The organism is Promicromonospora noduliphila, from assembly GCF_056951025.1.
Genome location: NZ_CM167806.1, coordinates 4,697,453 through 4,723,961, shown reverse-complemented (window position 1 = coordinate 4,723,961; position 26,509 = coordinate 4,697,453). Strand labels below are relative to the sequence as shown.

22 protein-coding genes and 3 tRNA genes are annotated in these 26,509 nt (G+C 71.3%); 14 read left to right on the top strand and 11 right to left on the bottom strand.

Going from position 1 to position 26,509, the window contains the following annotated elements; genetic code table 11:
* Positions 1-44: 44 nt before the first annotated feature.
* Both AC0QU1_RS20760 and AC0QU1_RS20755 read right to left on the bottom strand, forming a co-directional pair.
* Entirely contained in the window at positions 45-1,193 is a 1,149-nt protein-coding gene (locus tag AC0QU1_RS20760) for a DNA alkylation repair protein (protein ID WP_483572077.1), read from the bottom strand.
* A 172-nt stretch (positions 1,194-1,365) separates the two neighbouring features.
* Positions 1,366-2,565 carry an IS110 family RNA-guided transposase gene (locus AC0QU1_RS20755; RefSeq protein WP_483572058.1) on the bottom strand — a complete coding sequence of 400 codons (1,200 nt, stop codon included), beginning with the start codon at positions 2,563-2,565 and terminating at the stop codon, positions 1,366-1,368.
* A gap of 247 nt (positions 2,566-2,812) precedes the next feature.
* On the opposite strand from AC0QU1_RS20755, the gene gltX reads away from it, so the two are divergent.
* The 6 genes from gltX (at position 2,813) to AC0QU1_RS20725 (ending at position 6,732) form a co-directional block, all read left to right on the top strand.
* Positions 2,813-4,300 (top strand): glutamate--tRNA ligase, encoded by a 1,488-nt coding sequence (gene gltX / locus AC0QU1_RS20750; protein WP_483572075.1) that lies wholly within the window; start codon positions 2,813-2,815, stop codon positions 4,298-4,300.
* A complete protein-coding gene (locus AC0QU1_RS20745; protein ID WP_483572073.1) occupies positions 4,297-5,493 on the top strand; it encodes a CPBP family intramembrane glutamic endopeptidase in 1,197 nt (398 codons plus the stop codon). The genes gltX and AC0QU1_RS20745 overlap by 4 nt, the downstream gene beginning before the upstream one ends.
* A complete protein-coding gene (locus AC0QU1_RS20740; protein ID WP_483572071.1) occupies positions 5,490-6,338 on the top strand; it encodes an HAD family hydrolase in 849 nt (282 codons plus the stop codon). Before AC0QU1_RS20745 ends, AC0QU1_RS20740 begins: the two co-directional genes overlap by 4 nt.
* A gap of 117 nt (positions 6,339-6,455) precedes the next feature.
* Positions 6,456-6,527 (top strand) — tRNA-Gln (locus AC0QU1_RS20735).
* A gap of 22 nt (positions 6,528-6,549) precedes the next feature.
* Positions 6,550-6,622, top strand: a tRNA-Glu gene (locus AC0QU1_RS20730).
* 37 nt (positions 6,623-6,659) lie between these two features.
* A tRNA-Glu gene (locus AC0QU1_RS20725) sits at positions 6,660-6,732 on the top strand.
* Positions 6,733-6,874: 142 nt separating this feature from the next.
* Here AC0QU1_RS20725 and AC0QU1_RS20720 read toward each other — a convergent pair.
* The 3 genes from AC0QU1_RS20720 to AC0QU1_RS20710 form a co-directional block, all read right to left on the bottom strand.
* Positions 6,875-7,822 carry a PH domain-containing protein gene (locus AC0QU1_RS20720; RefSeq protein WP_483572069.1) on the bottom strand — a complete coding sequence of 316 codons (948 nt, stop codon included), beginning with the start codon at positions 7,820-7,822 and terminating at the stop codon, positions 6,875-6,877.
* A 74-nt stretch (positions 7,823-7,896) separates the two neighbouring features.
* On the bottom strand, positions 7,897-8,079 hold the full coding sequence (locus AC0QU1_RS20715; RefSeq protein ID WP_483572067.1) for a hypothetical protein: 183 nt from the start codon (positions 8,077-8,079) through the stop codon (positions 7,897-7,899).
* A gap of 183 nt (positions 8,080-8,262) precedes the next feature.
* Positions 8,263-8,982 carry an IclR family transcriptional regulator gene (locus tag AC0QU1_RS20710; protein WP_026365378.1) on the bottom strand — a complete coding sequence of 240 codons (720 nt, stop codon included), beginning with the start codon at positions 8,980-8,982 and terminating at the stop codon, positions 8,263-8,265.
* Positions 8,983-9,059: 77 nt separating this feature from the next.
* Between AC0QU1_RS20710 and leuC the strand changes: the two genes are divergently transcribed.
* Both leuC and leuD read left to right on the top strand, forming a co-directional pair.
* Positions 9,060-10,586: a 3-isopropylmalate dehydratase large subunit gene (gene leuC, locus AC0QU1_RS20705; RefSeq protein WP_483572064.1), complete on the top strand. Its 1,527-nt coding sequence runs from the start codon at positions 9,060-9,062 to the stop codon at positions 10,584-10,586.
* Positions 10,587-10,600: 14 nt separating this feature from the next.
* Positions 10,601-11,236: a 3-isopropylmalate dehydratase small subunit gene (gene leuD / locus AC0QU1_RS20700; protein WP_483572062.1), complete on the top strand. Its 636-nt coding sequence runs from the start codon at positions 10,601-10,603 to the stop codon at positions 11,234-11,236.
* Here leuD and AC0QU1_RS20695 read toward each other — a convergent pair.
* Positions 11,233-12,099 (bottom strand): LLM class flavin-dependent oxidoreductase, encoded by an 867-nt coding sequence (locus tag AC0QU1_RS20695; protein ID WP_483616296.1) that lies wholly within the window; start codon positions 12,097-12,099, stop codon positions 11,233-11,235. The two genes, leuD and AC0QU1_RS20695, sit on opposite strands and share 4 nt — an antisense overlap.
* 278 nt (positions 12,100-12,377) lie before the next feature.
* Between AC0QU1_RS20695 and AC0QU1_RS20690 the strand changes: the two genes are divergently transcribed.
* The 5 genes from AC0QU1_RS20690 (at position 12,378) to AC0QU1_RS20670 (ending at position 18,453) form a co-directional block, all read left to right on the top strand.
* Complete coding sequence (locus tag AC0QU1_RS20690; RefSeq protein WP_483572058.1) at positions 12,378-13,577, top strand: IS110 family RNA-guided transposase; 1,200 nt, start codon at positions 12,378-12,380, stop codon at positions 13,575-13,577.
* Between the two features lie 71 nt (positions 13,578-13,648).
* Positions 13,649-14,068 (top strand): ribonuclease HI, encoded by a 420-nt coding sequence (rnhA, locus tag AC0QU1_RS20685; RefSeq protein WP_483576759.1) that lies wholly within the window; start codon positions 13,649-13,651, stop codon positions 14,066-14,068.
* Between the two features lie 185 nt (positions 14,069-14,253).
* On the top strand, positions 14,254-15,714 hold the full coding sequence (locus AC0QU1_RS20680) for an Asp23/Gls24 family envelope stress response protein (RefSeq protein WP_483572056.1): 1,461 nt from the start codon (positions 14,254-14,256) through the stop codon (positions 15,712-15,714).
* 119 nt (positions 15,715-15,833) lie between these two features.
* A complete protein-coding gene (gene lpdA / locus AC0QU1_RS20675) occupies positions 15,834-17,237 on the top strand; it encodes a dihydrolipoyl dehydrogenase (protein ID WP_483572054.1) in 1,404 nt (467 codons plus the stop codon).
* 244 nt (positions 17,238-17,481) lie between these two features.
* Positions 17,482-18,453, top strand: coding sequence for a quinone oxidoreductase family protein (locus AC0QU1_RS20670; protein ID WP_483572052.1), 972 nt, complete (start codon positions 17,482-17,484; stop codon positions 18,451-18,453).
* Positions 18,454-18,868: 415 nt separating this feature from the next.
* Here the strand turns inward: AC0QU1_RS20670 and AC0QU1_RS20665 are convergent, their stop codons facing one another.
* The 5 genes from AC0QU1_RS20665 to AC0QU1_RS20645 all read right to left on the bottom strand — a co-directional run bounded on the left by AC0QU1_RS20665 (position 18,869) and on the right by AC0QU1_RS20645 (position 25,190).
* Positions 18,869-20,587 (bottom strand): beta-N-acetylhexosaminidase, encoded by a 1,719-nt coding sequence (locus tag AC0QU1_RS20665; protein WP_483572050.1) that lies wholly within the window; start codon positions 20,585-20,587, stop codon positions 18,869-18,871.
* Positions 20,584-21,417, bottom strand: coding sequence for a carbohydrate ABC transporter permease (locus AC0QU1_RS20660; protein ID WP_483572048.1), 834 nt, complete (start codon positions 21,415-21,417; stop codon positions 20,584-20,586). Before AC0QU1_RS20660 ends, AC0QU1_RS20665 begins: the two co-directional genes overlap by 4 nt.
* Positions 21,414-22,325 (bottom strand): carbohydrate ABC transporter permease, encoded by a 912-nt coding sequence (locus AC0QU1_RS20655; RefSeq protein ID WP_483572046.1) that lies wholly within the window; start codon positions 22,323-22,325, stop codon positions 21,414-21,416. The genes AC0QU1_RS20660 and AC0QU1_RS20655 overlap by 4 nt, the downstream gene beginning before the upstream one ends.
* Before the next feature lie 14 nt (positions 22,326-22,339).
* Positions 22,340-23,599 (bottom strand): extracellular solute-binding protein, encoded by a 1,260-nt coding sequence (locus AC0QU1_RS20650; RefSeq protein ID WP_483572044.1) that lies wholly within the window; start codon positions 23,597-23,599, stop codon positions 22,340-22,342.
* A 148-nt stretch (positions 23,600-23,747) separates the two neighbouring features.
* A complete protein-coding gene (locus AC0QU1_RS20645) occupies positions 23,748-25,190 on the bottom strand; it encodes a cellulose binding domain-containing protein (protein ID WP_483572042.1) in 1,443 nt (480 codons plus the stop codon).
* Between the two features lie 330 nt (positions 25,191-25,520).
* Here AC0QU1_RS20645 and AC0QU1_RS20640 point away from each other — a divergent pair, with 330 nt between their 5' ends.
* On the top strand, positions 25,521-26,369 hold the full coding sequence (locus AC0QU1_RS20640; RefSeq protein ID WP_483572040.1) for a GntR family transcriptional regulator: 849 nt from the start codon (positions 25,521-25,523) through the stop codon (positions 26,367-26,369).
* The last annotated feature ends 140 nt before the right edge of the window (positions 26,370-26,509 follow it).

Sequence of the window (26,509 nt, the reverse complement as noted above, 5' to 3'; positions counted from 1 at the left end):
CTCAGGCTGGCCCGGGTTCCGTTCGGTGCGGGTCGACGGCGGAGCTACCCGGCCGCCGACCGCTCCTCCGGGGCCGTCGGCGCGAGCAGCTCGAAGCTCGTCCGGCCGTGCCGGACACCGTTGACCTGCAACTCGATCGCGTGCTCGCCGGCGTGGTACCGGCGGGTGGTGATGACCCGGAACGAGTGCTCGCGCACGAGGTCCACGCTCTCGCCCGGCGCGAGGTCCCGGGTGGTGAGCTTGAAGGTCTTGCCGGTCTGGCCGCCGGCGGCCTTGCGGTGGTGCACCACGTAGTCGATCGCGAGCCGCGCGGGCTCCGTCCCGGTGTTGCGTACAGAGGCGCTGAACGCCAGGCCCTCGCCGATCGTGACGGTGTCGGACGCGAGCAGGGGCCCGGTCACCTCGACGGCGGCGGGAGCGAACCCGAGGAGGGCCAGCGCCCCGGGGTGCCCCTGTTTCACCAGCGTGCGCAGGCCGTGCCGCACCAGGCGGACGGTGTTATCGCCGGTCGGGCCGTCGCCGGGCGCGGCGAGCCACGCCGTCGCGGTCTCGACGACGAGGTCCGGCTCGCGGCGGCTCAGGTCGTTGAGGTGGTTGGCCACCGAGCGTCGCACGTACTCGGACTCGTCGCGGTACAGGGCGTGCAGGACCGGGAGGGTGGACCGCGGGGCGGCCAGGATCCCCGGCACACCGATCGACCAGGGCAGGAAGGGGCGCGTCCCTTCCGACGCCAGGCGGCGCACGTGCTCGTCGTCGGACGCGGTCCAGTCGAGAACGGTGGCCAGTGCCCGGTCGAGGTCGTGGTTCAGCAGGCCCCGGATCGCGAACTCAGCGGTCAGCCGCGGGGTGAGCTCCGCGAGCAGGGCGAGGGCGTCGTCGAACGCCGCGGTCGACCTGTCTTCCAGCGCGCGGACGACGACAGCGCTCGTGACCGGCCAGATCAGCCAGCCCGTGAACGAGGGCACGCGCTCGGCCGCGGCCCGCACGGTCGCGGCCAGCGCGGCGTGGTCGCCGGGGACGTCGGCGAGCACGGCGTCGCGCAGCAGGTCGCTGCGCTCGCGCAGGGGCAGCGGCCCGAGCATCTGCTCGGCGGCGCGTACCGCCGTCGGCTCCGTACCGGGCCGGACGGTCGCCAGGGCACCGGCCAGCGCCCGGACCGTGCTGGTCCCGATCAGCTCGTCGGCAAACGGCATCCGGTCCTCCGTCGTCTCTTCTGTCGCGTCCGTCTGTTCGCGTCCGTCGGGGACATGCCTACCAGGCACCACTGACACGCCGGGTCGCGCGTCCTGCTGCGGACCCTGCTGGAGATCCCTCCGCGCATCAGTGCCCTCCGCCCGCGCTTCGTCGTGATGCTCCTATCCGCTGTCAAGTGGTGAGGAGCCAGTGGCGGTAGGCGGTGGCGAGGTCGTCGTTGCGGGTGAGGCCTCGTTCGAGGCGGGAGATGGCGGCTGGCCAGAGGCCGAAGTGGTTCGCGGCGGTGGTGATGGTGATGGTCTTGGACTGGCGCAGGGGCCGTAGGTCGGTGATGTCGGGCAGGGTGATGTGACCGGTCAGGCAGTGGAAGATCTCTCGGGCGATGGCGCGTTTGAGCTTGCGCTGGATGTCCTTGTCGGTCTTGCCGGCCTGGCGTTGCCGGTCGGCGTAGGCCTTGGTGGCGGGTTGGTCCTGCACTCGTCGTAGGGCGATGCGGTGCAGCGCGTTGTTTGCCTGCCGGTCGCCGCCGCGTGAGAGGCGGTAGCGGGTGGTCTTGCCGGACGAGGCGGGCACGGGCGCCGCGCCGCACAGGGCGGCGAAGGATGCCTCGGTGCGTAGCCGTTCCGGGTTGCCTCCCGCGGTGATCAGCAGCTGAGCGGCGGTGATCGGCCCGACGCCGTAGGCGGCACGCAGTGCTGGGTTGGCGGTCGTGACCAGCGGGTCGAGCGCGGCCTCGAGTTCGCGGGCGTCCTTGGTCAGGGCCTGGTGCCTGCGGGCGAGGGTCCGAAACGCTGTCAGGACCGCGCTGGTGACCGGGTCGCAGGCGGTGGGGCGCGTCCTGGCTAGGGCCGTGATCAGGGTGTCCTTGTCCAGGTCGCGATACGTGGCACGGACCGGGTCGGGGGCAGTGATCAGGAGCTGGTGGATCTGGTTCATCGTGGCGGTCGCGGCCTTGATCGCCGACCGGCGGGCGACCAGCAGCGCCCGTATCCCGGCGATCTGCTCGCCCTTGACGGGAGTTGCCGCCCGCCCGGTGGCGACCGCGCGGGCGGCGGCGTAGGCGTCTAGCGGGTCGGACTTGCCCCGACGGCGCCGCTCGGCACGGTCGGGGGTGTTGACCTCGGTCACGACCAGCCCGGCAGCAAGGGCCGCGCGGGCCAGTCCGGTTCCGTAGGAGCTGGTTCCCTCGATCCCGACCGCGCCCACCGCACCGTGCCCGGTCCAGAACTCGACCGCGGCAGCGTACCCGGCAGGAGTCGTGGGTAGCTCCCGATCTGCGACCGGGACCCCGGCCGGGTTCACGACCGCGACGTGGATCGTGTCGGCATGCGTGTCGGCCCCGCCGAACACCACAGTCGAGTCGGCTGACATGATGGACCTGCCTTCTGGTTGGAGGCGCAGGACCGGCCGGGTGGGCAGACAGGACAGTGATCAGGCGCTTCTAGCCAAGCTCCTATGAAGTCATGTCCGCCCGGCCGGGCCCGTCAATGACGGGCCCCGGAAGCCGGGCAGATCACGTAGCAAGACAGTCCACCAGGACGTCAGTCAGTGGCCGAGCCACGACTCCCGAGAGCCGCGAACATCATCACTGTCGGTGGCACCGCCTAGGCTGGTCCCCGTGACAATCCCCGCTCCAGGCAGCTCTTCCATCCGTGTCCGATTCGCGCCCTCACCCACCGGCATGTTCCACGTCGGCAGCGCGCGCTCCACACTGTTCAACTGGGCGGTGGCCAAGCGGCAGGGCGGCACGTTCGTGCTGCGCATCGAGGACACCGACGCCTCGCGCAACAAGCCCGAGTGGGTGGACGGGATCCTCGCGGCGATGGAGTCGCTGGGGATCAGCGCACAGGACCCGGCGTTCGAGGGGCCGTACTTCCAGTCGCAGAACGTCGAGCTGCACCGGCAGGCGGCATCGCGCCTGTTCGAGGCGGGCGCCGCGTACTACTGCGACTGCACGCGCGACGTGCTCGTGGCACGCACGGGCTCGCAGCACGCCGGTTACGACGGGTTCTGCCGCGACCGCGGCCTGGAGTACGCCGAGGGCCGGGCGCTGCGGTTCCGCACACCGGACGACGGCGAGACGCACGTCGTCGACCTGATTCGGGGCAACCCGACGTTCCCGAACGACGCCATCGAGGACTTCGTCATCGCGCGCGGTGACGGCTCGCCGGTGTTCCTGCTGGCCAACGTCGTGGACGACATGGACGAGCGGATCACGCACGTCATCCGCGGCGAGGAGCACCTGCCGAACACGCCCAAGCAGCAGCTCCTGTGGGCGGCGCTCGGCGCGGCACCGCCGGTGTGGGCGCACCTGCCGGTGCTCGTCAACGACAAGCGGCAGAAGCTGTCGAAGCGCCGCGACAAGGTGTCGCTGGAGTCGTTCTTCGACGAGGGCTACCTGCCCGCCGCGATGGTGAACTACCTCATGCTGCTCGGCTGGGCGCCGGGCAACGACGAGGAGATCCTGCCGTTCGACGAGATGGTGAGCCGGTTCCGGATCGAGGACGTGAACTCCTCCCCGGCGTTCTTCGACATCAAGAAGCTCACCGCGTTCAACGGCGAGTACATCCGTGCCCTGAGCGTCGCGGAGTTCACCGAGGCGTGCGGCCCGTGGCTCCACGCCCCGCACGCGCCGTGGACCGAGGAGCAGTTCGACGCGAGCGTGTTCGACGCCGTCGCGCCGCTGGCCCACTCCCGCGTGGCACTGTTGGCCGAGATCACGGCCAACGTCGACTTCCTGTTCCTCGACGCCCCGATCATCGACGAGGACTCCTGGAACAAGGCCATGAAGGCCGGCGCGGGCGAGCTCCTCGCCGACGTCCGCGCGGCTCTGGCCGACACCGCGCTCTCCGGAGCGGCCTGGGCGGCCGAGGCGCTCAAGGACACCGTCACGGTGGTGGGTGAGAAGCACGGCATGAAGCTCGGCAAGGCGCAGGCCCCGGTCCGGGTCGCCGTCACGGGACGCCGGATCGGCCTGCCCCTGTTCGAGTCGCTCGAGGTGCTCGGCCGGGAGCGCACGCTCGCCCGCATCGACGCCGCGCTGACCCGGCTCGCCGAGACGGCGGCGTCGCCGTCTGCCGCCGGGGTGCCGGCGGGAGCGGAGTGACCGGGACCGCTCGCGCCGCGCGCGAGTACCCGCAGGCCCTCCGGGGACCGTGGCACCGGTGGTGGCGGCCGCTGCTCGGGCTGGGCATGATCGGGGCGGGCGTGGTCCTGCTGTTCGGGCTCATGCTCGTGTACGGCGTCGTGTTCATCGTGGCGCAGGCGCTCGGCGTGCAGCTACCGGACCCGTCGTCGATCACCGACGCCTGGTTCGTCACGCCCGCCGGCCTGCTCGTGACCAACCTCGGCCTCGCGCTGGGCATCCCGCTCGCCCTGGTCGCGACGTGGGCGCAGGCCAAGCGGGCCGGACTCGTGTCGTCGGTGGTCGGGCGCGTGCGCTGGCGGCTGCTGCTGGGCGGGCTGGGTCTCTCGCTGCTGCTCCTGGTGCCGCTCACCATCGGCAGCGACCTCCTCCTGACGCAGCTCGGGATGCCGGCAGGGGACATCTCCGGTGGGGGTTCGGACGGCGAAGCCGGTTGGTTGCCGCTCACCCCGGCGGCGGACTGGGCGCTGCTCACCGTCGTGATCCTCCTGACCACGCCGTTGCAGGCCGCCGGAGAGGAGTACTTCTTCCGCGGCTGGCTGTCGCAGTGGATCGGGAGCTGGCTGGGGTGGCGGTGGCTCGCCCTCGTCGTACCCGCCGTCGCGACGGCGATCCTGTTCGCCCTGGCGCACGGCACGCAGAGCCCGTGGCTGTTCGCCGACCGGCTGGTGTTCGGGCTGATCGCGAGCTACCTCGCCTGGCGGACGGGCGGGCTGGAGTGCGCCGTCGCGCTGCACGCGGCGAACAACCTGCTGGCCTTCGGCCTCGCCGTCGCCTACGACGCGCTGGAGGACTCGCTCCTGATCACCGAGGTGGCGCCCGTCGACGGAGCGGTCAGCATCGGCGTCACGCTGGTCACGACGGCCGTGCTGCTGTGGTGGGCACGACGCCGTGACCCGGCCCGGGTCGTGACGGATCCGGCGGCGACCAGGCCAGATGTGACGGGGCCAGACGCGGCTGGAACGTACGCGGCTGGGACAGGCGCGGTCGGGCCAAACGTGACCGGGCCAGACGGGGCCAGGACGTATACGGCCGGGACAGGCGTGGCCGGGACGGACCCCGCCGCCCGCCCCGTGGGCGCGGGATCGATGAGCGCGCGGCCGGCGGAGCCGGGACCGGCCGAGTCCGGCCCGGCACGGGAAGAGTCAGCATGACGGTCGACGGCATCCTGTTCGACGTCGACGACACCCTCGTCGACACCAAGGGGGCCTTCGCGCGGGCGCTCGCGGCCGTGCGGGCCGAGCACCTGCCGCACGTCTCGCCGGATCGGGAACCGGAGATCCTGTCGCACTGGCGTACCGACCCCGGCGGCTACTACAGCCGCTACACCAGGGGCGAGATGGACCACGTGACGCAGCGCCGGCACCGCGCGGCGCTGCTGCACGAGACGTTCGGCGCCGCGCCCGTCACGGAGTCCTCCTTCGAGGCGTGGGACGCGCTGTTCTGGGGCACGTTCGAGCAGTCCTGGACGGCGCACGACGACGCGCGGGCCGCCGTCGACGCCGTCCTCGCCGCGGGTCTCCGCGCGGGCGTGGTGACGAACGCCGCCACCGAGCTGCAGGAGCGCAAGCTGAAGGTCGCAGGGCTCGCCGACCTGCCCGTGCTCGTCGGGGTCGACACCCTGGGCTTCGGCAAGCCGGACCCTCGCGTGTTCCTCGAAGGCGCACGGCGGCTCGGCACGGAACCGTCCCGGACCGCGTACGTGGGCGACGAGCCCACCGTGGACGCGCTGGCCGCCCACGAGGCGGGCCTGACGGGCGTCTGGCTGGACCGCGCGGGCCACCGGCGCGGTCCGGGCTACGGCGCCGGCTTGTCCAGTCGTGCCGGCTCGTCCGGCGGCGCTGGCCCGTCCGACGACGCTGCCCGCGACGCCGTCGGACGCGATCCCCAGGACCCGGAGGCCTTGCGGTCCGCCGGCGTCGTGGTGATCGAGACCCTGGCGGACCTCCCGGCTGCCCTGGGCTACGGCGGTCCCGCGGAACCGGCCGCGAGGGCGTGACGGACGGCACCCCCATTGCGTTTTGCCCACCGTCCGAGGTCAGGTAGTGTTCTCCAGCGGTAAGGCCTCCACAGAATGCCTGTCGGGAACAGGTATGTTCGGGCGGTCGTACCCCCATGGGGTATGGTGTAATTGGCAGCACGAGTGGTTCTGGTCCACTTAGTCTAGGTTCGAGTCCTGGTACCCCAGCGCAGTGTTTGCAGTAGTTCAGGCCCCCATCGTCTAGCGGCCTAGGACGCCGCCCTCTCACGGCGGTAACGCGGGTTCAAATCCCGCTGGGGGTACGCAGGTCCACCGGCTCCGGCCGGCGGACTCGTTCGGGCCCCCATCGTCTAGCGGCCTAGGACGCCGCCCTCTCACGGCGGTAACGCGGGTTCAAATCCCGCTGGGGGTACAGCAGAAAGGCCCGGTCCACGTGGACCGGGCCTTTCGCCGTCAGTGCCCGGGTGCGCCGCTCCGGACCACGGCACCAGTTCGCCCTACTGATCAGGCGCTGATGAGCGGATCGATCGGCGCGGCGTGCCAGCGCGGACGAGTCAGCGGATCTTCGGGTCCTCGCCGCCCTCGATGAACGGGCTGGGCCGCACCTCCGCGTCGTTCCGGTGGGCGGTCGGCCCGCCGGGCACGTGCTCGTCACCTGCGCCGTCGCCGGACCGGCCCGTCGGGCTCCCGCCGCCCGACGTCGAGCCCGTCCTCGACCAGGTCGGTGCCGGGACGTCCACGCTGTCGTCGATCGTGCTGTCCGCGCCGTCCGGGACGGTGCTGCCGGGGGTCGTGCCGTCCGGGGCCGCGGTGCCCCGATCGGCGTCGTTCCGGACCACCGGGATCGCTATGCGCTGGGTCGGGGGATTGCTGCGCCGCCCGATCCGCGGCATGAGCGCGGGCGGCGCAGCCGACGTGGTGGTCTCGGCGGGCGGGGTCGTCTGCGGCAGTGCGTCGGGGTTGGCCTGCGCGGCGGCCTCGGCGTCGGCGGCGTCCGGGTGGAAGAGCGTCGCGATGATGAGGCGGTACCGCGAGTCGGGGTGGGGTATCCAGGTGACGCGGTCGAGTGCCTGGTCCTGCCCGGCCGTCTCGAAGATGAAGGTGCCGTAGCCGAGCATCTGGCCCAGCGGGGTGCGCTCGTAGCCGAGGTCGGTCACCTTCTCCGACGGCATCATCGCCACGCGGTGGACCAGGAACCCGGTGAGCAGCAGCAGCCGACGGTCGGTCATGACGAACCACTCGGCCCGCCACGACAGCCACTTGTACAGGAGCCGTGCGGCCAGGGCGAGGAACGGCAGCCACAGCCACGCCATCCCCTCGCGGACGTCCGGGTCCACGGCGACCAGGACGGACACGACCAGGACGAACGCCCCGGCCGTCGTGAGAATCGGCTCCCACAGCATCGCCCAGTGCCGGTGCGTGGCGATGATGATCTTCTCGTTCGCGAGGATGTAGCGCTGCAGGGCGCGGTTGCGGATCACGAAGTCCGCGGTGGCGCTCATGCGAGTCTCCCCGGAAGTGCGGTCGGATGAATTCGGCCCCGATATTGTCGAGTCTCGCCGCCGACCCTACGCCGTCAGCGGCCGATCGACCCGGTGAAGAGCTCCTCGAAGAACGTGCCGATGTTCGCGATGGCTCCCCAGATGACGTCCCAGAGGGCGAGCACGATGTCGGCGGAGCGCTCGGGGTCGTTGATGATCGAGTACAGCAAGAAGATCACCACGAGCCAGATGATGATGAGCCTCACCCTCTGTGGCATCAGATTCCTCACGACGTGGGCGCGTGCGCCCCTGGTGTGCACACGTCTCGCACGAGGGTACTTACATGACCCGGACCTGGGGAATCACCTGCCCCGGCGTGGCGAACCAACACTCACGGACCGCTCACTCGCCGCACACTCGCTGCGCACCGGTCAGGTCGAGGCGGCCCCGGCGCGGGCCGGCTACTCGCCGGACCGGTGCAGTACCTCGGTGAGCTTGTTCGCGGCGGCGACGACGGCGGCCGAGTGCAGCCGGCCGGGTTGCCGGGACAGCCGCTCCACAGGACCGGACACGCTGACCGCCGCCACGACCCGGCCCGACGGCCCGCGCACGGGCGCCGAGACCGATGCTACCCCGAGTTCACGCTCCGAGACCGACTGGGCCCAGCCCCGGCGTCGGACGCCGGAGAGGATGGTGGCCGTGAACGTGGCGTCGCGCAGGCCGCGGTGCAGGCGGTCCGGCTCCTCCCAGGCGAGGAGCACGTGCGCCGCGGAGCCCGCGCTCATGCTGAGCGTCGCGCCGACGGGGATGGAGTCGCGCAGGCCGACCGGCCGCTCGGCCGCGGCGACGCACACGCGGTGGTCGCCCTGCCGGCGGTAGAGCTGCGCGCTCTCGCCCGTGTGGTCGCGCAGCGCGATGAGCACGGGGTTCGCGGCCGCCAGCAAGCGGTCCTCGCCGGCGGCCGTGGCCAGCTCGTTGAGGCGTGGACCCAGCACGAAACGGCCCTGCATGTCGCGGGCAACGAGACGGTGGTGCTCGAGCGCCACGGCCAGGCGGTGCGCCGTCGGGCGAGCCAGGCCGGTGGAGGAGACGAGCTGCGCCAGGGTGGCCGGGCCGGCCTCGAGTGCCCCGAGGACGGACGCCGCCTTGTCCAAGACGCCGACTCCGCTAGTATCGTCCATACCGCGATATTGCCGTCTCGGAACGTGAGATTGCAAGTCGAGGCCTAAAGTTGTTCCTGACGAGGAGGCGAACCGCAATGGCCGGCACGCTGGCAGAGAAGGTCTGGGAAGCGCATCTGGTGCGCCGAGGCGAGGGCGGCTCGCCCGATCTTCTCTACATCGACCTGCACCTGGTGCACGAGGTCACGAGCCCCCAGGCGTTCGAAGGGCTGCGCCTCGCCGGACGGCAGGTGCGACGGCCCGACCTCACGATCGCGACCGAGGACCACAACACTCCCACGCTCGACATCGACCGGCCGATCGCCGACGCGACGAGCCGGACGCAGATCGAGACGCTCCGCGCCAACGCCAGGGAGTTCGGCGTCCGCCTGCACAGCCTCGGCGACGCCGACCAGGGCATCGTGCACCAGGTGGGACCCCAGCTCGGGCTGACCATGCCGGGCCTTACCGTGGTCTGCGGCGACTCGCACACCTCGACGCACGGCGCGTTCGGTGCGCTCGCCTTCGGCATCGGCACGTCCGAGGTCGAGCACGTGCTGGCCACGCAGACGCTGCCGCTCGCGCCGTTCAAGACCATGGCGGTCACGGTCAACGGCACGCTGCCCCCTGGCGCGACCTCGAAGGACATCATCCTGGCGATCATCGCCAGGATCGGCACCGGCGGGGGGCAGGGCTACGTGCTCGAGTACCGCGGCGAGGCGATCCGGGCGCTGTCGATGGAAGCCCGCATGACCATCTGCAACATGTCGATCGAGGCCGGCGCCCGTGCCGGCATGATCGCGCCGGACGAGACCACGTTCGAGTACCTCAAGGGCCGCCCGCACGCGCCGGAGGGCGCGGACTGGGACGCGGCGGTCGAGTACTGGAAGACCCTCCGGTCCGACGACGACGCGCAGTTCGACGCCGAGGTCGTGCTCGAGGCGGCCGATCTGGAGCCGTTCGTCACCTGGGGCACCAACCCGGGCCAGGGCCTGCCGCTGTCGGCGTCGGTGCCGGTCCCGGCGGACATCGCCGACGAGTCCGAGCGCGTCGCCGCGGAGCGGGCCCTGGAGTACATGGGCCTGGACGCCGGCACGCCGCTGCGCGACATCCACGTGGACACGGTGTTCATCGGCTCCTGTACCAACGGGCGCATCGAGGACCTGCGGTCCGTCGCGAAGGTCGTCAAGGGTCGCAAGAAGGCCGACTCCGTGCGGGTGCTCGTGGTGCCGTCGTCGGCGCGCGTGCGGCTGCAGGCCGAGGCCGAGGGCCTCGACGTGATCTTCAAGGAGTTCGGCGCCGAGTGGCGCAACGCCGGGTGCTCGATGTGCCTCGGCATGAACCCGGACCAGCTCGCGCCGGGGGAGCGGTCGGCGTCCACATCGAACCGCAACTTCGAGGGGCGGCAGGGCAAGGGCGGGCGCACCCACCTGGTCTCCCCGCTGGTCGCCGCGGCGACGGCGGTACGGGGCACGCTGTCGAGCGTCGGCGACCTGGACCTGCCGGACGGCGTCGACCTCACCACGTTCGACGGCACGCCGCTCGACGGCGTCGGGGCGCCGCCGGTGGGCGAGTTCGTCGTCGACCTGCCGATGCCCGCCCTGCCGACCGCCGCCGGGCGCTGAGAGGACCGCTGACCATGGAGAAGTTCACCACCCACACCGGCGTCGGCGTGCCGCTGCGGCGCAGCAACGTCGACACCGACCAGATCATCCCCGCCGTGTACCTCAAGCGGGTCACGCGCACCGGGTTCGAGGACGCGCTGTTCGCCGCCTGGCGGGGCGACCCGTCGTTCGTGCTCAACCAGGAGGCCTACTCCGCGGGCTCGGTGCTCGTGGCCGGGCCGGACTTCGGCACCGGCTCCTCGCGCGAGCACGCGGTCTGGGCGCTCAAGGACTACGGGTTCCGCGTGGTGCTGTCCTCGCGGTTCGCCGACATCTTCCGCGGCAACTCGGGTAAGCAGGGCCTCGTCACGGGCATCGTCTCGCCCGAGGACATCGAGATCCTGTGGAAGATCCTCGAGACCAAGCCGGGCACGGAGGTGACCGTCGACCTGGAGGCGAGGACCGCCACGGCCGACGACGTCACCGTCCCGTTCCAGATCGACGACTACACGCGGTGGCGGCTCATGGAGGGGCTCGACGACATCGGCCTCACCCTGCAGCACGCCGACGACATCGCGGCGTTCGAGAAGACCCGGGAGCCGTGGCGCCCGAAGACGCTGCCCGCCCGACACCTGCCGGCCGTCGAGATCCAGGCGGCACGTCCGGTCTAGCTCGACAACGTCGGCGGGCCCTGGCGCACCTTCTCCAGCAGGAGCTCCGGGGTCACCGTCACCGGGTCCCACCACGAGTCGATCCACCAGGTGGCTCCGGCGTCGGCCATGGCCTGGGCCTGGTCGGCAGCCTCGGCCGGGTCGGGTGAGAGCTTGCCCTGCGCGACGACGTCGAACGGGCCGTCGGATGCCCGCTCGACGTCGTCGCGGTGCTCCTTGAGCCAGGCCGCCAGGCCGGCGATGCTGTCCGCCTCCGGCTCGTCCGCCGTGCCGCGTAGCTGCGGGACTATCCCGTCCCAGCGCAGCGTGCGCCGCAGGTTCTTGACCGGCGGGCGCTCCGCGTCCCAGACGCCGACCGGCCAGACCGGGATGCGGCCGTTGACCGGCGGCTCGGGAAAGCGGAACGGGCCCGTCGTGACGTGCTCGCCCTTGAACTCGAACTCCTCGCCGGACCAGGACTGCTCCAGCCAGGCCAGGTTCTCGTCCAGCAGGCCTGCCCGCTCCTTCAGGCCGGTGGCCTGCCCCGGGACCGAGGTGAAGCCGCGGTCGTCGGTCACGCCGACGCCGACCGGCAGCACGAGGCGGCCGCCCGAGAGGCGGTCCACCGTGAGCGCCCGCTGCGCGAGCTCCCACGGCCGGTGCCGGGGCGGGGCGAACACCATCGCGCCGAGCGTGACTCGCTCGGTCACCGTCGCGGCGGCCGCGAGCACCGCGAACGGGTCGTACACCGGCATGGCCCATTCACCGCTCAGGTTGACGGCGTCCCACGTGAAGAATCCGTCCCAGCCGTGGTCCTCGATCTCCCTGGCGAGGGCGACGTGCTGATCGATCGAGCCGAAGCTGCTGATGAAACCGAACCTCATACTGTTCCTCCGTGGATCCCGAGAACCGTTCTGCCGTCACGCTACGCCGGACCACTGACAGTGATGATGTTCGCGGCTCTCGGGAGTCGTGGCTCGGCCACTGACTGACGTCCTGGTGGACTGTCTTGCTACGTGATCTGCCCGGCTTCCGGGGCCCGTCATTGACGGGCCCGGCCGGGCGGACATGACTTCATAGGAGCTTGGCTAGAAGCGCCTGATCACTGTCCTGTCTGCCCACCCGGCCGGTCCTGCGCCTCCAACCAGAAGGCAGGTCCATCATGTCAGCCGACTCGACTGTGGTGTTCGGCGGGGCCGACACGCATGCCGACACGATCCACGTCGCGGTCGTGAACCCGGCCGGGGTCCCGGTCGCAGATCGGGAGCTACCCACGACTCCTGCCGGGTACGCTGCCGCGGTCGAGTTCTGGACCGGGCACGGTGCGGTGGGCGCGGTCGGGATCGAGGGAACCAGCTCCTACGGAACCGGACTGGCCCGCGCGGCCCTTGCTGCCGGGCTGGTCGTGACCGAGGTCAACACCCCCGACCGTGCCGAGCGGCGCCGTCGGGGCAAGTCCGACCCGCTAGACGCCTACGCCGCCGCCCGCGCGGTCGCCACCGGGCGGGCGGCAACTCCCGTCAAGGGCGAGCAGATCGCCGGGATACGGGCGCTGCTGGTCGCCCGCCGGTCGGCGATCAAGGCCGCGACCGCCACGATGAACCAGATCCACCAGCTCCTGATCACTGCCCCCGACCCGGTCCGTGCCACGTATCGCGACCTGGACAAGGACACCCTGATCACGGCCCTAGCCAGGACGCGCCCCACCGCCTGCGACCCGGTCACCAGCGCGGTCCTGACAGCGTTTCGGACCCTCGCCCGCAGGCACCAGGCCCTGACCAAGGACGCCCGCGAACTCGAGGCCGCGCTCGACCCGCTGGTCACGACCGCCAACCCAGCACTGCGTGCCGCCTACGGCGTCGGGCCGATCACCGCCGCTCAGCTGCTGATCACCGCGGGAGGCAACCCGGAACGGCTACGCACCGAGGCATCCTTCGCCGCCCTGTGCGGCGCGGCGCCCGTGCCCGCCTCGTCCGGCAAGACCACCCGCTACCGCCTCTCACGCGGCGGCGACCGGCAGGCAAACAACGCGCTGCACCGCATCGCCCTACGACGAGTGCAGGACCAACCCGCCACCAAGGCCTACGCCGACCGGCAACGCCAGGCCGGCAAGACCGACAAGGACATCCAGCGCAAGCTCAAACGCGCCATCGCCCGAGAGATCTTCCACTGCCTGACCGGTCACATCACCCTGCCCGACATCACCGACCTACGGCCCCTGCGCCAGTCCAAGACCATCACCATCACCACCGCCGCGAACCACTTCGGCCTCTGGCCAGCCGCCATCTCCCGCCTCGAACGAGGCCTCACCCGCAACGACGACCTCGCCACCGCCTACCGCCACTGGCTCCTCACCACTTGACAGCGGATAGGAGCATCACGGTTAGGGTGAGGCCCGTGACCAGCGCGAGCGCGACAACCCCGATCGTGGAGATGTGGACCGACGGTGCCTGCAAGGGCAACCCGGGTCTGGGCGGCTGGGGCGCGCTGCTGCGGTCCGGCGAGCACGAGAAGGAGCTGTTCGGCGGGGAGAAGGTCACGACGAACAACCGCATGGAGCTCACCGCCGTCGTCGAGGCGCTGCGGGCGCTCAAGGCGCCCAGCGTGGTCACCGTCCACGTCGACTCCTCGTACGTGATGAACGGGATGAAGACCTGGATCGCCGGCTGGAAGCGCAACGGCTGGAAGACGGCGGCCAAGCAGCCGGTCAAGAACGTCGACCTCTGGCAGGCGCTCGACGCCGAGGTGGCCAAGCACGAGGTGAGCTGGGTCTGGGTGCGGGGGCACGCCGGCGACCCCGGCAACGAGCGTGCCGACGCGCTGGCGAACAAGGGCGTCGACAGCGTGCGCTGAAGCATGGCGTACGTCGCCTGTTCCTCAAGAATTCACTTGGGCGACAAACCTGCTGGTGCGCACCGTGCGGCCCGGCATTTCGCCCGAAAGTGGGCGTGTAGCGGCTGATGCCGCCCCTCGCCGCACCCCTAGCATGGCGGTGTCCGTCTCGACGCATTTCCTCTGGAAAGGGAACGGTGTCCAGCATGCCTGATTTCATCAACAACATCTTTCATCGACCGGCCAACGACGCGCCCGCCGATGGCAACGCACCTGCCGACGTGATCGACCCGACCGAGAACCCCGTCACCGGCGACGGCGAGGGTTCGGTCGCTACCGACGAGACGCCGTCCGCGCAGCCGGGCGACGACCAGACGACCACTGCGGAGCCGACCGACACGGCTGGCGTCGACCCGGCCGAGGGCGATGTCGCCGCGGCTGACCCGGCGGCCGACTCCAGTGAGCCGGGCTCCGTGGAGGCTGACTCCGTGGAGGCTGGTTCGGACCAGACCGGTCTGGACGAGGTGAGCTCGGACGAGGCCGGTTCGGACGAGGCGAGTTCGGAGGTCGGTTCTGCCGAGGCCGGTTCGGAGGAGGCGGGTTCGGACGGCGACGGCGCGGTCGTGTCCGAGACGCCCTGGAGCGACGCGGCAGCGACCAACTCGGCCGAGACGGAGTCGTCTGAGGCCGAATCGACCGGGCTTGACGCGGCGACCGATGTGGCCGAGGCCGAGTCGACCGAGTCCGACACGGTGGCGACGGACACGGCTGGGGACGTGGCGACCGAGGGCGACACCGCCGAGTGGACGGACGCCCCCGGCCTCGGGGACACCGTCGACTCCGACGCCACTGACACGGCGGACGTCACCGACGGCGAGGACGCGTCCGGTCTGGACGAGGCCGCATCTGAGGACACGGCCGAGGCGGCCGACGGGACCGAGTCGGCTGGTCTGGGAGGTGGCGTCGAGTCCGCCGAGCCCGCGGAGACCGCCGCGATCGACGAGACCGGCGAGACGGTCACCGACGAGGTGACCGACGGCGAACCGGTCGCCAGCGAGGCTGCCGCCGCCGAAGCGGTCGGCGACGTGGCTGCCGGCGAGGATGCCGACAGCGACGGGGCCGACAGCGAGGCCGCTGGCAGCGACAGTGTCGATGGCGTGGCCGCCGACAGCGACCCGGCTGACGTAGCTGTGGACAGCGACGCGGCAGAGAGCGACCCGGCTGACGCAGCCGCCGACACCGACACGCCCGGCACCGACGCGCCCGCAGACACCGACGCGCCCGCCGCCGTCGTCGTCGACGAAGCAGCCGGTGCCACCGCTGCCGGCGAGGTTGCCGAGGGTGCCGCGCCCGCCGCAGCGGCGCGGGCCGCTGCGCACGCGCGCGGGCGTACGACGGTGGACGACGCGGTCCTGACGAAGGTCGTCCGTGCCGTTGCCGGCACGGTGGACGGCGTGCACAGCCTCGACGAGGCGGGCACGTCGGCCGAGGTGTCCGAGGACGTCGCGACGATCACCGTGGTGCTCGTGGCCGAGTACGGCCACCCGGTCAGAGCGCTGGCCGAGGAGGTCCGGGCGAAGGTGATCGAGGCGGTCGAGCAGTACGTGGGTCACGACGTCGATGCGGTGGACGTCACGGTCAGCGACATCCACCTGTCCGACCTCTGAGACGGGGCCGGGCCGGGGAGCCGCGTGCCAGCGACGGCGGGCGGCGTCCCCGGTCCGGCGGTCCCGGCGAGACGGACGTCACGTCACGCGAATCTGATCGCACTAATAGGCTGGGGTCCATGGCTTCCCACTACGACGTCGTACTCCTCGGCGCGGGCCCCGGCGGCTACGTCGCCGCCATCCGCGCTGCCCAGCTCGGTAAGTCCGTTGCGATCATCGAGGAGAAGTACTGGGGTGGTGTCTGCCTCAACGTGGGCTGCATCCCCTCCAAGGCTCTGCTTCGCAACGCAGAGCTGGCCCACATCTTCACCCACCAGCAGGACCTCTTCGGCATGTCCGGGGACGTCACGTTCGACTTCGGGAAGGCCTTCGACCGCTCGCGCACGGTCGCGGACGGGCGCGTCAAGGGCGTGCACTTCCTCATGAAGAAGAACAAGATCACCGAGTACGACGGCCGTGGCACGTTCCGCGACGCCAACACCATCGAGGTGGCCCTCAACAAGGGCGGCACCGAGACCGTGACCTTCGACAACGCGATCATCGCGACCGGCTCCGAGGTGCGCCTGCTGCCCGGCGTCGAGCTGTCCGACAACGTGGTCACCTACGAGAAGCAGATCCTCACCCGTGAGCTGCCCAAGTCGATGGTCATCGTCGGCGCCGGCGCCATCGGCATGGAGTTCGGCTACGTCCTGAAGAACTACGGCGTGGACGTCACGATCATCGAGTTCCTGGACCGCGCGCTGCCGAACGAGGACGCGGACGTCTCCAAGGAGATCGCCAAGCAGTACAAGAAGCTCGGCATCAACGTGCTGACGTCGACCGCCGTCCAGACCGTGAAGGACGACGGCTCGTCGGTCACCGTCTCGTACAAGGGCGTCAAGGACGACAAGCCGGGCGAGATCGTGGTGGACAAGGTGCTCATGGCGGTCGGGTTCGCGCCGAACGTCAGCGGGTTCGGGCTCGAGAGCACCGGCGTGCAGCTCACCGAGCGCGGCGCCATCGCCATCGACGACTACATGCGCACCAACGTGCCGCACATCTACGCCATCGGCGACGTCACGGCCAAGCTCATGCTGGCGCACGTCGCGGAGGCGCAGGGCGTCGTCGCCGCCGAGACCATCGCGGGGGCCGAGACGCAGACGCTGGGCGACTACCGCATGATGCCGCGCGCGACGTTCTGCTCGCCGCAGATCGGGTCGTTCGGCCTCACGGAGCAGCAGGCACGGGACGAGGGCTACGACGTGAAGGTCGCGACCTTCCCGTTCATGGCCAACGGCAAGGCGCACGGCCTGGGCGACCCGACGGGCTTCGTGAAGCTGGTCGCGGACGGCAAGTACAACGAGATCCTCGGCGCGCACATGATCGGCCCGGATGTCTCGGAGCTCCTGCCGGAGCTGACGCTGGCCCAGAAGTGGGACCTGACGGCGGACGAGCTGGCGCGGAACGTGCACACGCACCCGACGCTGTCGGAGGCGCTGCAGGAGTCGATCCATGGGATTGCTGGGCACATGATCAACTTCTGAGACCGGCTTGTCGGGCTCTCCGGAGTGGTCAGGGCCCGGATCTGCGGAATTCCGCGGGTTCGGGCCTCTTCGCGTGCCGGGGTGTCGTGGATACCTATGGGCGTGAACGGTCGAAATTGCCGCCACCTGTGGCACGGGGGTGGCACGACCACGGATACGAGCCAGCAGGTTCGGGTCCGTTACGGAATGCGAGCGGGGCAGGCGTGGTTGGTGGCTGTCAAGTCGGCAAGCATGGGAGGGCGCGATGCGCGCAGCGGTTGTTAAGAACCCCGGTCCGGTTGATCGTCTGGAGATCGCGGACCTGCCGGAGCCTTCACCGGGGCCGGGAGAGCTGTCGATCGACGTCGCGTACGCTGGCGTGGGCTTTGTAGACACGTTGTTCCGCTCGGGTGCCTTCGATGTGCCAACGCCGTTCACACCGGGCATCGAGGTCACAGGGCATGTGCGCGAGGTCGGAGCGGGTGTCGTCGGACTCGAGCCAGGCCAGCCGGTGGCTGCATTGCTCAACGACTTCGGCCGGGGCAGCCGGGCGGGTGGGTACGCCGAGGTCGCTGTGGCCCACTCCGCGATGGTGAGCCCCTTGCCTGACGGGGCCGATCTGGCTCGCCTCGCCGCCGTCCTGGTCAACGGCGTCACCGCCTGGATCGCCCTGCACGACCTGGCCAGGCTCAGCGTCCACGACGACGTCCTCGTGCTTGGCGCCAGCGGTGGTCTGGGCAGTATTGCCGGGCGCATTGCCGCGATTCACCCGGCACGTACCGTGACCGGAGTCTTCGGCCGCGACCCGGACCGGCCTTCCGCCACCAGCCCGTGGACGCGAACCATCAGGGCCGACGAGCTCGATACCGTCGTGCCGGACGGGGCGGACATCGTCATCGATCCCGTCGGCGGCGCACTGGGCAGCCGCGCCTACGAGCTGCTGGCCCCGTTCGGCCGGCTGATCGCGCTCGGAAATGCCAGCGGCCACGATCATCCTGTCTCGGCCAACTCGGCCTGGCTGGGCTCCAGGCAGATGCTCGGCCTCAGCGTGGGCGGCGTGGCGCATCTCGTCCCTGACCGCGTCAGCGCGGCCCTGTCCGCAATCGTCGGCCTGATGCATCGTGACGTGCTGCGCGAGGCGCCTCCCGCCGTCCTGCCACTGGACCAAGCGGCCGACGCCCACCGCGCTCTGGAACAGCGAAGGGCGCCCGCCAAGACCGTGCTCGCAGTTCGCTGACCCAGGGGCTGCCTGTGAACGCGTCCCCGATGAACGCGGCGTAGGCCATGTGTCATGGCGTCGTAGTCGGTGCGGACCGTCGAGGGGTGCTCGGAGGACGTCACACCGGGCAGGTAGTAGCCACCGCCTCGCCCACTCCGACCACCCTGGCCCGCGTCACGAGGCCGTCAACCGTGTCGAGTGTGATTCACATGCTCGAGAGGCACACGTAGCCTTGAGACCTGTCCGCATGCGAGGGAGTCGCTGATGGCTGGTCTGTGGGGTAGGAAGTCTCGCGCGAAGAGCTGGAAGCGCGGCCTGTGGGGAAGCACGACGAAGGGGCGCAGCCAGAACCTGGCCAAGAGGCTGTGGGGGAGCAGCAAGCGCCGCAAGGGCGGCCTCTGGTAGACGCACGCGCCACAGCCGGACAACCCCGTCAGGGCCCCTCGTCGAAGGCCGCCACCATGTGGGCGAGTTGTGCCTCGAGCTCGTGCGGCGTGCGCACATCGCCGGCCACCCCCGGCCGCTTCTCCCACGGCGCGGGGCCGCCCGGCCTCCGGTAGGCGACGCCCCGCGCATCGAGGCGTCCGAGGTGGACGGCGAGCCGTTCGAGGAACTCGCCGTCGTCCTTCTCGCCCGTCGACCACAGCGCCTCGGCCAGCGCCGCCACGCGCGGGAACGCCATGTACTCCAGCACCCGCCTGGAGTCGATGTGCTCGGTCCACAGACTCGCCTGGGCGCCGAGCAGCACCCCCGCGCCGAGCAGCACCGCCGGCGCGCCGTCGTCCGGCACGGCCGCACCAGGCACGGCCGCACCAGGCACAGCCGTACCGTACGCAGCGGCCGGGTCGAAACCGTAGACGTCGAGCAGAGTGGTCACGGTCCCGGTCGGGATGGGCTCGTCCGGGTCGTCGGACTGCCGGTAGTCCAGATAGACGCGGTCCGCGGGGGAGGAGACGACGTCGTACCCGCGTTGCGTTCCGACCTGCACCCCGCGCTCGCCGCGCCAGGAGGCGACGACGACGCCCGGCACGTCGGGCCCCTCCAGTACCTCGTCCCAGACCATGGCGCGACGACCGCGCCGGCCGAGGTGCTCGGCGAGGCGGGCCACCAGCCAGTTGTGCAGCTCGGCGTCGGTCGCCCCGCCGAGCTCGGCCCGCCGCGCGGCCACGCGCGCGTCGTCCGCCCAGCGCCGCTTGGGCGACTCGTCGCCGCCCAGGCACACGACAGGTGCGGGGAACAGGGCCACGACCTCGTCGAGGATGTCGCACAGGGCGGCGACCGTCGCGTCGTCCACGCTGAGCACGTGGTCGGAGATTCCCCAGCGCGTCCACACCTCGGGGGCGAGCGGTCTCCCGTCCGGTCCGACGTCGAGACCGGCGCCGAGCGCCGGGTAGGCCGCGACGAGCGCCTGGACGTGGCCCGGGAGCTCGATCTCCGGGACGACGGTCACGAACCGGTCGGCGGCGTACGAGACGAGCTGCGCGATGTCCGCCCGGGTGTACCACCCGCCGTGCGGACGGCCGTCCCCCGGCGCGTCCTCGCCGGCGCCGACCTGCGACTCGCGGCGCCATCCGCCCACCTCGGTGAGCCGGGGGTAGCCGGAGATCTCGACGCGCCAGCCCTGGTCGTCGGTGAGGTGGAGGTGGAGCGTGTTGATGCGGTGCATCGCGAGCAGGTCCACGAACCGCAGCAGGTCGTCGATCGGCAGGAAGTGCCGCGCGACGTCGAGCAGGACGCCCCGCCATGCGAAGCGCGGCGCGTCCTCGACGACGCCGCACGGCAGGTCCCAGGGTCCGTCGCCCACCCGGGCGCGGGCGAAGACCTGCGGTGGGAGGAGCTGGCGCACGGCCTGCAGCCCATGGAACACGCCGGCGGGACCTCCGCCGCGCAGGGTGAGGTGGGTCGTCGTGATGTCGAGGACGAAGCCCTCCGCGGGGAGCGCGGGATCGAGGCCGAGCCGGATCGTCGCCTCGGCGAGCGGCGCCGGGTGCAGCCCGAGCCCGCACGCGGCGCCCAGCTCCGCCCGGAACCAGCCCGCCACGCGCTGCAGCTCGTCCGGCGCGCCGATAGTCGAGGCGGCGTCCAGGCGGAGCACGCCCGGCGCGGGTGCGCGCCGTCGGGGCCGGGGGAGGAGGGCGGGCGTGCCGCTCATCCCTTCACCGCCCCGGCCGTGAGCCCTCCGGTCACCCGGTTCTGCAGCACCGCGAACACCAGGAGCACGGGGAGCATGAACAGCGTCGCCGCGGCCATGGTCGCCCCCCAGTCGGTGCCGAAGGTGTTGCCGAACGACGACAGCCACACGGGCAGGGTGCGCTGGTCCTGGTGCTTGATGATGAGCGTGTTCGCGAAGGCGAACTCGTTCCACGCCGTGATGAAGCCGAACAGCGACGTGGACAGCAGGCCCGGCGCGAGCAGCGGGAAGACGATGCGCCGGAACGCCGTCACGTGCGAGCAGCCGTCCACGCGCGCCGCCTCCTCGAGCTCGACCGGGATGGCTTCGAGGAAGCCCCGGAGGGTGAGCACGGTGAACGGCAGGGTGAGGACGACGTAGACGACGAGGAGGGTCGCGAGCTGGTCGAGCGCTCCGGCGTCGCGCATCACCACGTACATCGGGATGAGCAGGGCCTCCCACGGCGCCATCTGCGCGGCGAAGACGACCACCACGAACGCGCGGCGACCGGTCCAGCGCAGGCGTGCGACGGCGAACGCGGCGAGCGCCGCGACCACGAGCGCGACGAGGACGGACCCGATCGTGACGAGCAGGCTGTTGCGCCAGAAGGACCAGAAGCCGTCCGCCGCGAAGGCCGTGGCGAAGTGGGCGAACGTCAGGGTGCCCGGCCAGAGCTGCGGGGTCTCGGACTGGATGTCCGGTGTCGGCTTGAGCGCCGTGGTCACCATCCAGTAGACGGGGAAGAGCGAGGCGAGGAGCGTGGTCACGGCCGCGGCCGCGAGGGCGGCACGTGTCCAGGGGCGCGGGGTCATCGGTCGGCCTCCTGACGCAGGGACTGGCGGAAGTAGACGAGGAGCAGCACGGTGAGCACGAGGACGGTGACCAAGGAGACCGCGCCGGCGAGGTCGTAGCGGTTGAGCGTCTGGGCGACTTGGTACGCGTAGACGGGCAGCGTGGTGGTGGCGTCGTTCGGGCCGCCCTCGCTGATGGCCCAGATCTGTACGAAGCACTTGAAGACCCAGATCACCTCGAGCGACGTGATCAGGCCGAACAGCCGCCGCAGCACCGGGAACGTGATGCGGCGGAACAGCGCCCACCCGGACGCGCCGTCGATCCGCGCGGCCTCGAACAGCTCGGCGGGGACCGTCGTCAGGCCGGCGTAGAGGGTGAGAGCGGCGAACGGGACCGACTGCCAGACGATGAGCGCCACGATCAGCGCGAACGTCGCGCCGCCGTCGGCGAGCCAGGAGTAGCCCTCGAACTGCTCCAGGCCGAGCCGCACGAGCACCCAGTTGACGACGCCGAACCGCGACTGGAAGAGCCACTGCCACACGGTCGTGGCCGCGATGACCGGCATCGCCCACACCACCACGAGGCCGGTCATCACGGCGACGCGCAGGACCCGGCCCAGGCGGGCGAGCAGGAGCGCGACGAGCGTGGACAGGACCATGATGAGCACGACGTTCACCGCGGTGAACGCGAGGGTGCGGGCCACGACCTCCCAGAACACCCGGTCGGCGAACAGCTCGCGGTAGTTCGCCAGGCCCACGAACGCCGGGCCGCCCTGGACGAGCTCGCGCAGCCCGAACTGCTGGAACGACATGACGACGTTGCGCACCACCGGGTAGCCGAGGACGGCCCCGATGAGCAGGACCGTCGGCGCGACGAGCAGGTAGGGCCAGAACGACGCCCGGCGTCCGCGGGCGGCCTCGACGGTCACGTGGTCTCCCCGGGTCAGCCGGCGCCGAGCGCGGACGTGATGGCCTCGGAGGCAGCGGTAGCGGCCTCCTGCGGGTCGGCTCCGGTGAGGGCCTGGGTCATGTAGTTCTTGATCGGGTTGTTCGCCTCGACGGCCGCCCACGCGGGCGAGTTCGGGGTCGCGTGGCCGTTCCGCGCGCCCACGGCCATCGCCGCCGCCCCCGGGTCGTCCGCGAGCACGTCGGCAAGGGTGGTCTTGTTGGGCACGTAGCTCATCGCGACGGCGAGCTTCTCCTGCCACTCGTCCCCGGCGAGCGCCGCGACGAACGTGTACGCCTCGTCGGGGTGCGGCGCGGCGACCGGGATGACCAGGTCGGACCCGCCGGTGAAGACGGCTCCCGGCTCGTCGGCCGTCTTGCCCGGTACCGGGAAGTAGCCGATCTTGCCTTCGAGCTCCGGGTTCGCCTCGACGATCTGGCGCCCCGCACCCGGCGTGGCGATGATCTGCGCGACGTTCCCGGCGGAGAACACGTCGACCTGGGGCGGGTTGGCCTCGTCGGAGTCCTTGGGCCCCTTGCCCAGCGCCTGGAGCTCCGCATAGAAGTCCATGCCGGCGAGCGCCTCCGGCGTGTCGAGCGCCCCCTTCCAGACCTCGCCGTCCTGGACGGCGAGGTCGCCGCCCTCGTCCCAGACGAACCCGGCGAGGGCGTACCAGTTCTGGCCGGGCAGGTAGATGCCCTGGACGTCGCCCGAGTTCAGGGCGGTCGTCGTGGCGATCCACTCGGCGCGGGTGGCCGGGAGCTCGGTGATCCCAGCGGCCTCGAAGAGCTCGGTGTTGTACACGACCACCCGGTTGGCGGCGTAGTAGGGGATGCCGTACTGGGCGTCGCCGATGCGGCCCGGCTCGGCGAGCCCGGGGATCCAGTCCTCGCCGCCGAGCTCGGCGACCTTGTCGCTCAGGTCGGTCAGGCCGCCGCTCGCGGCGTACTGCGCGACCTGGGTGTTGCCGACCTCGATGACGTCGGGAGCGTCGTCGCTCGCGATGGCGGACACGACGCGCTGGCCGATCCCGTCCCACTCCTGGATCTGCACGTTCACATCGATGCCGGGGTTGTCCGCCTCGAAGTCGGCGACGAACTCGTCGAGGAAGGCGTCGGTCACGCTGTCGCGCATGAGCCAGACGTCGATGGTCGCGGCGTCGCCGGACGGGTCCTCGCTCGCGTCCGACGTGCACGCCGCGAGCGACGCGGCGAGCCCTGCCGCCAGGGTGACGGCGGCGAATCGGTGTTTCCTCACGGTCACCTCGCTGGTGTTTGTTTACCACTGGTAAGTTTTCGGCCGGTTGCGGGGCCGCGTCGACCACCTGGTCGCGGGCACGGGAGCTCGGCTCCGGCCGGGGCGGGCGCCAGGCGGCCGCCCCGGCCGGAGCCGAACGGGGGAGCGGTCAGGGCACGGTGTCGATGTGGGTCACGGAGTCCGCCCGGTACCCGCTCACTTCGGCCTGGACCTGTGCCGGGGTCAGCACCTGGCCCTGCGCGAAGTACACGTAGTCGACCCGCTGGTCGTACGCCCGGGGCGTGCTGCTGCCGACCAGGCCGCCGGAGATGATCCAGTGGTTGAAGTTGATCGACATCGGCGTCTCGGGCAGGTACGGCTGACCGTGGGTGGCGAAGAGCCTGCCGTCCACGTAGTACCGGATGAGCTGCTGGTCGACGGTGACCACCAGGTCGTGCCAGCCGGCGAAGCTCGCCCGCTCCTCGGTGTGGGTGTTGACCGCCTCCCAGGGATCGGGCCGGTAGGTCTCCCACGACGTCGTGTAGAGGATGTTCGCCGGCTCACCCCAGCCGCCGTTGGGCAGGTACTCGAAGTCGAGCTCGCCGTAGTTCGGGTCCATGGGCGCGTCGAGGGGGGTGATGGTGAAGAACGTCTGCACCATGTGGTCGCCGTCGGGGCCGGAGCGCGGGGCGTCGGTGAACCGGACCCGGGCGGCGTAGGTGCCGGTGGTGAACTTCCGCTGGTGGTACAGCTCCGACTGGCGCGTGCCGGACGGCGTCCCGTTCGTGCTGGTCTCGAGGTTCATCACGGCGTTGCCGCTCTCCACGGGGAACGTGATGTTCTCGGGCGCCCAGACCACGCCGGAGGCTCCGGGGCCTCCGGAGCCGGACCGCACGGTCCAGCCGCGCTGGGACAGGCGCGGGTCGGTGTGTCCCGTGTAGTTGAAGTCGTCGAAGAGGACGGGGCCGGGGTCCGCGGGATCGACCGGGTCGTCGGGGTCGTCCGGGTCCTCGTTCCCGGGGGCCGTGCCCCAGGCGGCTTCCCCGCCCACCCGGGCGGTCACCTTGTCCCAGGCGGCGTACGACGTGCGGGCCGCGCCGAACGAGTAGTCGTCGCTCTGGTCGATGCGCTGCCAGTCCGCGCGGTAGAACCGGAGCTGCAGGTCACCAGAGCTCTCGCCGGGGGCCAGCGTGCCGGCGCCCTGGCCGAACCCGACCTCCAGGTACCGGTCGGCGGCGGCCGCTGGATCGCTGATCTCCCCGAACGTGCCGGTCACGTTAGCGCAGCCGCGGACGGCCCACGAGCAGGCGAACCGGTACTGGGCGGCGCCGGCGTCGGCGGAGAAGTAGTAGCGGAGCGTGACGTCGGCGAGCGCGACGGGCGTGGAGCCAACGTTCCGGACCTGGAACCATGGCTCCACCTGGTCGACCGTGGCAGAGGTGGCGCTCGTGCGGTACTCGACGACGACGTCTGGCACGTCGTCCGCGACGGCCGCGGGGATCGCCGGGGCCGCCAGCAGCAGGGCGACGAGCCCGGCCGCGGCGACGGCGGCGCGGCCTCTCGCTGCGCGGCCCCTCGGGGCGCGGCCTGTCGCGGCGCGCGGTCTGGACAAGGTGAACACGGTGAACTCCGTTCGTGGGTTCCAGGTGGACCGACCGGGGCGCAGAGCCGGGTGCGGGCGCCGGTCGAGGTGACGTGCGGTGGAGCGGCGGTGCTGGTACCAGTGGTCACTTCAAGTGGTCAACCGTGGACAAGATGGCATAGACCAGTCGTGCCGTCAAGGGTCGGCGTCGTGGACGAGCCTTGGGTCGTGTTCGGGCGCATACGCCTGTGTTCTCGGGTATCCGCCGTGGTCGACCCGACGGCGAGTCGTGGCCCAGCGCCGCCCGCGAGCCTTAGGATGTATGAACCAGTGGTAAGAATTCGACGGTAAGGAGGAACGGTGGACGAGATCCGCCCGGGTCCGACGCGCAAGCGCGAGCAGGTGCGCGACCGGATCCTCGAGCTCGTCGAGTCGAGCCCGGCTGGCCATCCGCTGCCCTCGGAACGCGACCTGAGCAAGCAGCTCGGCGTCTCCCGCCCGACGCTGCGCTCCGCGGTGGACGAGCTGGTGGCCGCAGGGGTGGTCATCCGCGAGCACGGCCGCGGGATGTTCGTCGCCCGCGAGAAGGTCACGCAGGAGCTCGTCTCCCACGAGGCCGTCGCCGACGCCCCGCGGGCGAGCGGCGCCTGGTCGAGCCGCGTCATCGACCTGACCACGATCGCCGCAGGGCCGCGGGTCGGGCGGCGGCTCACGCTCTCGCCGTCGGCCCCCGTGACGCACGTGGCCCGCCTGGTGCTGGTGGACGACGAGCCGATGGCTATCGAGTACCTCTACTTCCCCGCAAGCGTGGTGCCGGGGCTGACCTCGGACGACGTCGAGTCCGGTGACCTCTACGACCTGCTGCGCGAGCGCTACGGCGTCCGGGTCAGCCGGGCGACGCAGTCCATGGAGGCGACCGTGACGAGCGAGGAGGAGGCGTCGATCATGGGCGTGGCACCGTTCTCGGCGGCGCTCGTCTTCGAGCGCCTCACCCTGGACTCGGACGCGCGGCCGGTCGAGTACGTCCACTCGATCTACCGCGGGGACCGCTACCGCATCGTGTCGCGCCTCGCGCTCGACGCGGCAGCGGAGGCGACGCCCCTCGCGGACGGGCGCTCACCCGGAGCCCACTACCCGGGCATGCCCGGAAGCCTCGCCGGCGCGCGGGCCGCCTACCGGACGAGCGGGGACGTCCAGGCGTCCGGGTGAGCGGCGGCACGGCGTCCGGGTGAGTGACCGCGCGCCGGCGAGCCACGCCGCATTGGGCCGATACCGCCCGCGCACCCCCTCGTTCGTGCTCCCGTAGCGTGGAGTTCGCTTGGTGCACAACATCGACCGAGATGATCGAC

Coding starts and splice junctions, on each gene's coding strand:
- AC0QU1_RS20760 (WP_483572077.1), bottom strand. CDS start 1,193: ATGCCGTTTGCCGACGAGCTGATCGGGACCAGCACGGTCCGGGCGCTG.
- AC0QU1_RS20755 (WP_483572058.1), bottom strand. CDS start 2,565: ATGTCAGCCGACTCGACTGTGGTGTTCGGCGGGGCCGACACGCATGCC.
- AC0QU1_RS20740 (WP_483572071.1), top strand. CDS start 5,490: ATGACGGTCGACGGCATCCTGTTCGACGTCGACGACACCCTCGTCGAC.
- AC0QU1_RS20720 (WP_483572069.1), bottom strand. CDS start 7,822: ATGAGCGCCACCGCGGACTTCGTGATCCGCAACCGCGCCCTGCAGCGC.
- AC0QU1_RS20715 (WP_483572067.1), bottom strand. CDS start 8,079: ATGCCACAGAGGGTGAGGCTCATCATCATCTGGCTCGTGGTGATCTTC.
- AC0QU1_RS20710 (WP_026365378.1), bottom strand. CDS start 8,982: ATGGACGATACTAGCGGAGTCGGCGTCTTGGACAAGGCGGCGTCCGTC.
- leuC (WP_483572064.1), top strand. CDS start 9,060: ATGGCCGGCACGCTGGCAGAGAAGGTCTGGGAAGCGCATCTGGTGCGC.
- leuD (WP_483572062.1), top strand. CDS start 10,601: ATGGAGAAGTTCACCACCCACACCGGCGTCGGCGTGCCGCTGCGGCGC.
- AC0QU1_RS20695 (WP_483616296.1), bottom strand. CDS start 12,099: ATGAGGTTCGGTTTCATCAGCAGCTTCGGCTCGATCGATCAGCACGTC.
- AC0QU1_RS20690 (WP_483572058.1), top strand. CDS start 12,378: ATGTCAGCCGACTCGACTGTGGTGTTCGGCGGGGCCGACACGCATGCC.
- rnhA (WP_483576759.1), top strand. CDS start 13,649: ATGTGGACCGACGGTGCCTGCAAGGGCAACCCGGGTCTGGGCGGCTGG.
- AC0QU1_RS20680 (WP_483572056.1), top strand. CDS start 14,254: ATGCCTGATTTCATCAACAACATCTTTCATCGACCGGCCAACGACGCG.
- lpdA (WP_483572054.1), top strand. CDS start 15,834: ATGGCTTCCCACTACGACGTCGTACTCCTCGGCGCGGGCCCCGGCGGC.
- AC0QU1_RS20670 (WP_483572052.1), top strand. CDS start 17,482: ATGCGCGCAGCGGTTGTTAAGAACCCCGGTCCGGTTGATCGTCTGGAG.
- AC0QU1_RS20665 (WP_483572050.1), bottom strand. CDS start 20,587: ATGAGCGGCACGCCCGCCCTCCTCCCCCGGCCCCGACGGCGCGCACCC.
- AC0QU1_RS20660 (WP_483572048.1), bottom strand. CDS start 21,417: ATGACCCCGCGCCCCTGGACACGTGCCGCCCTCGCGGCCGCGGCCGTG.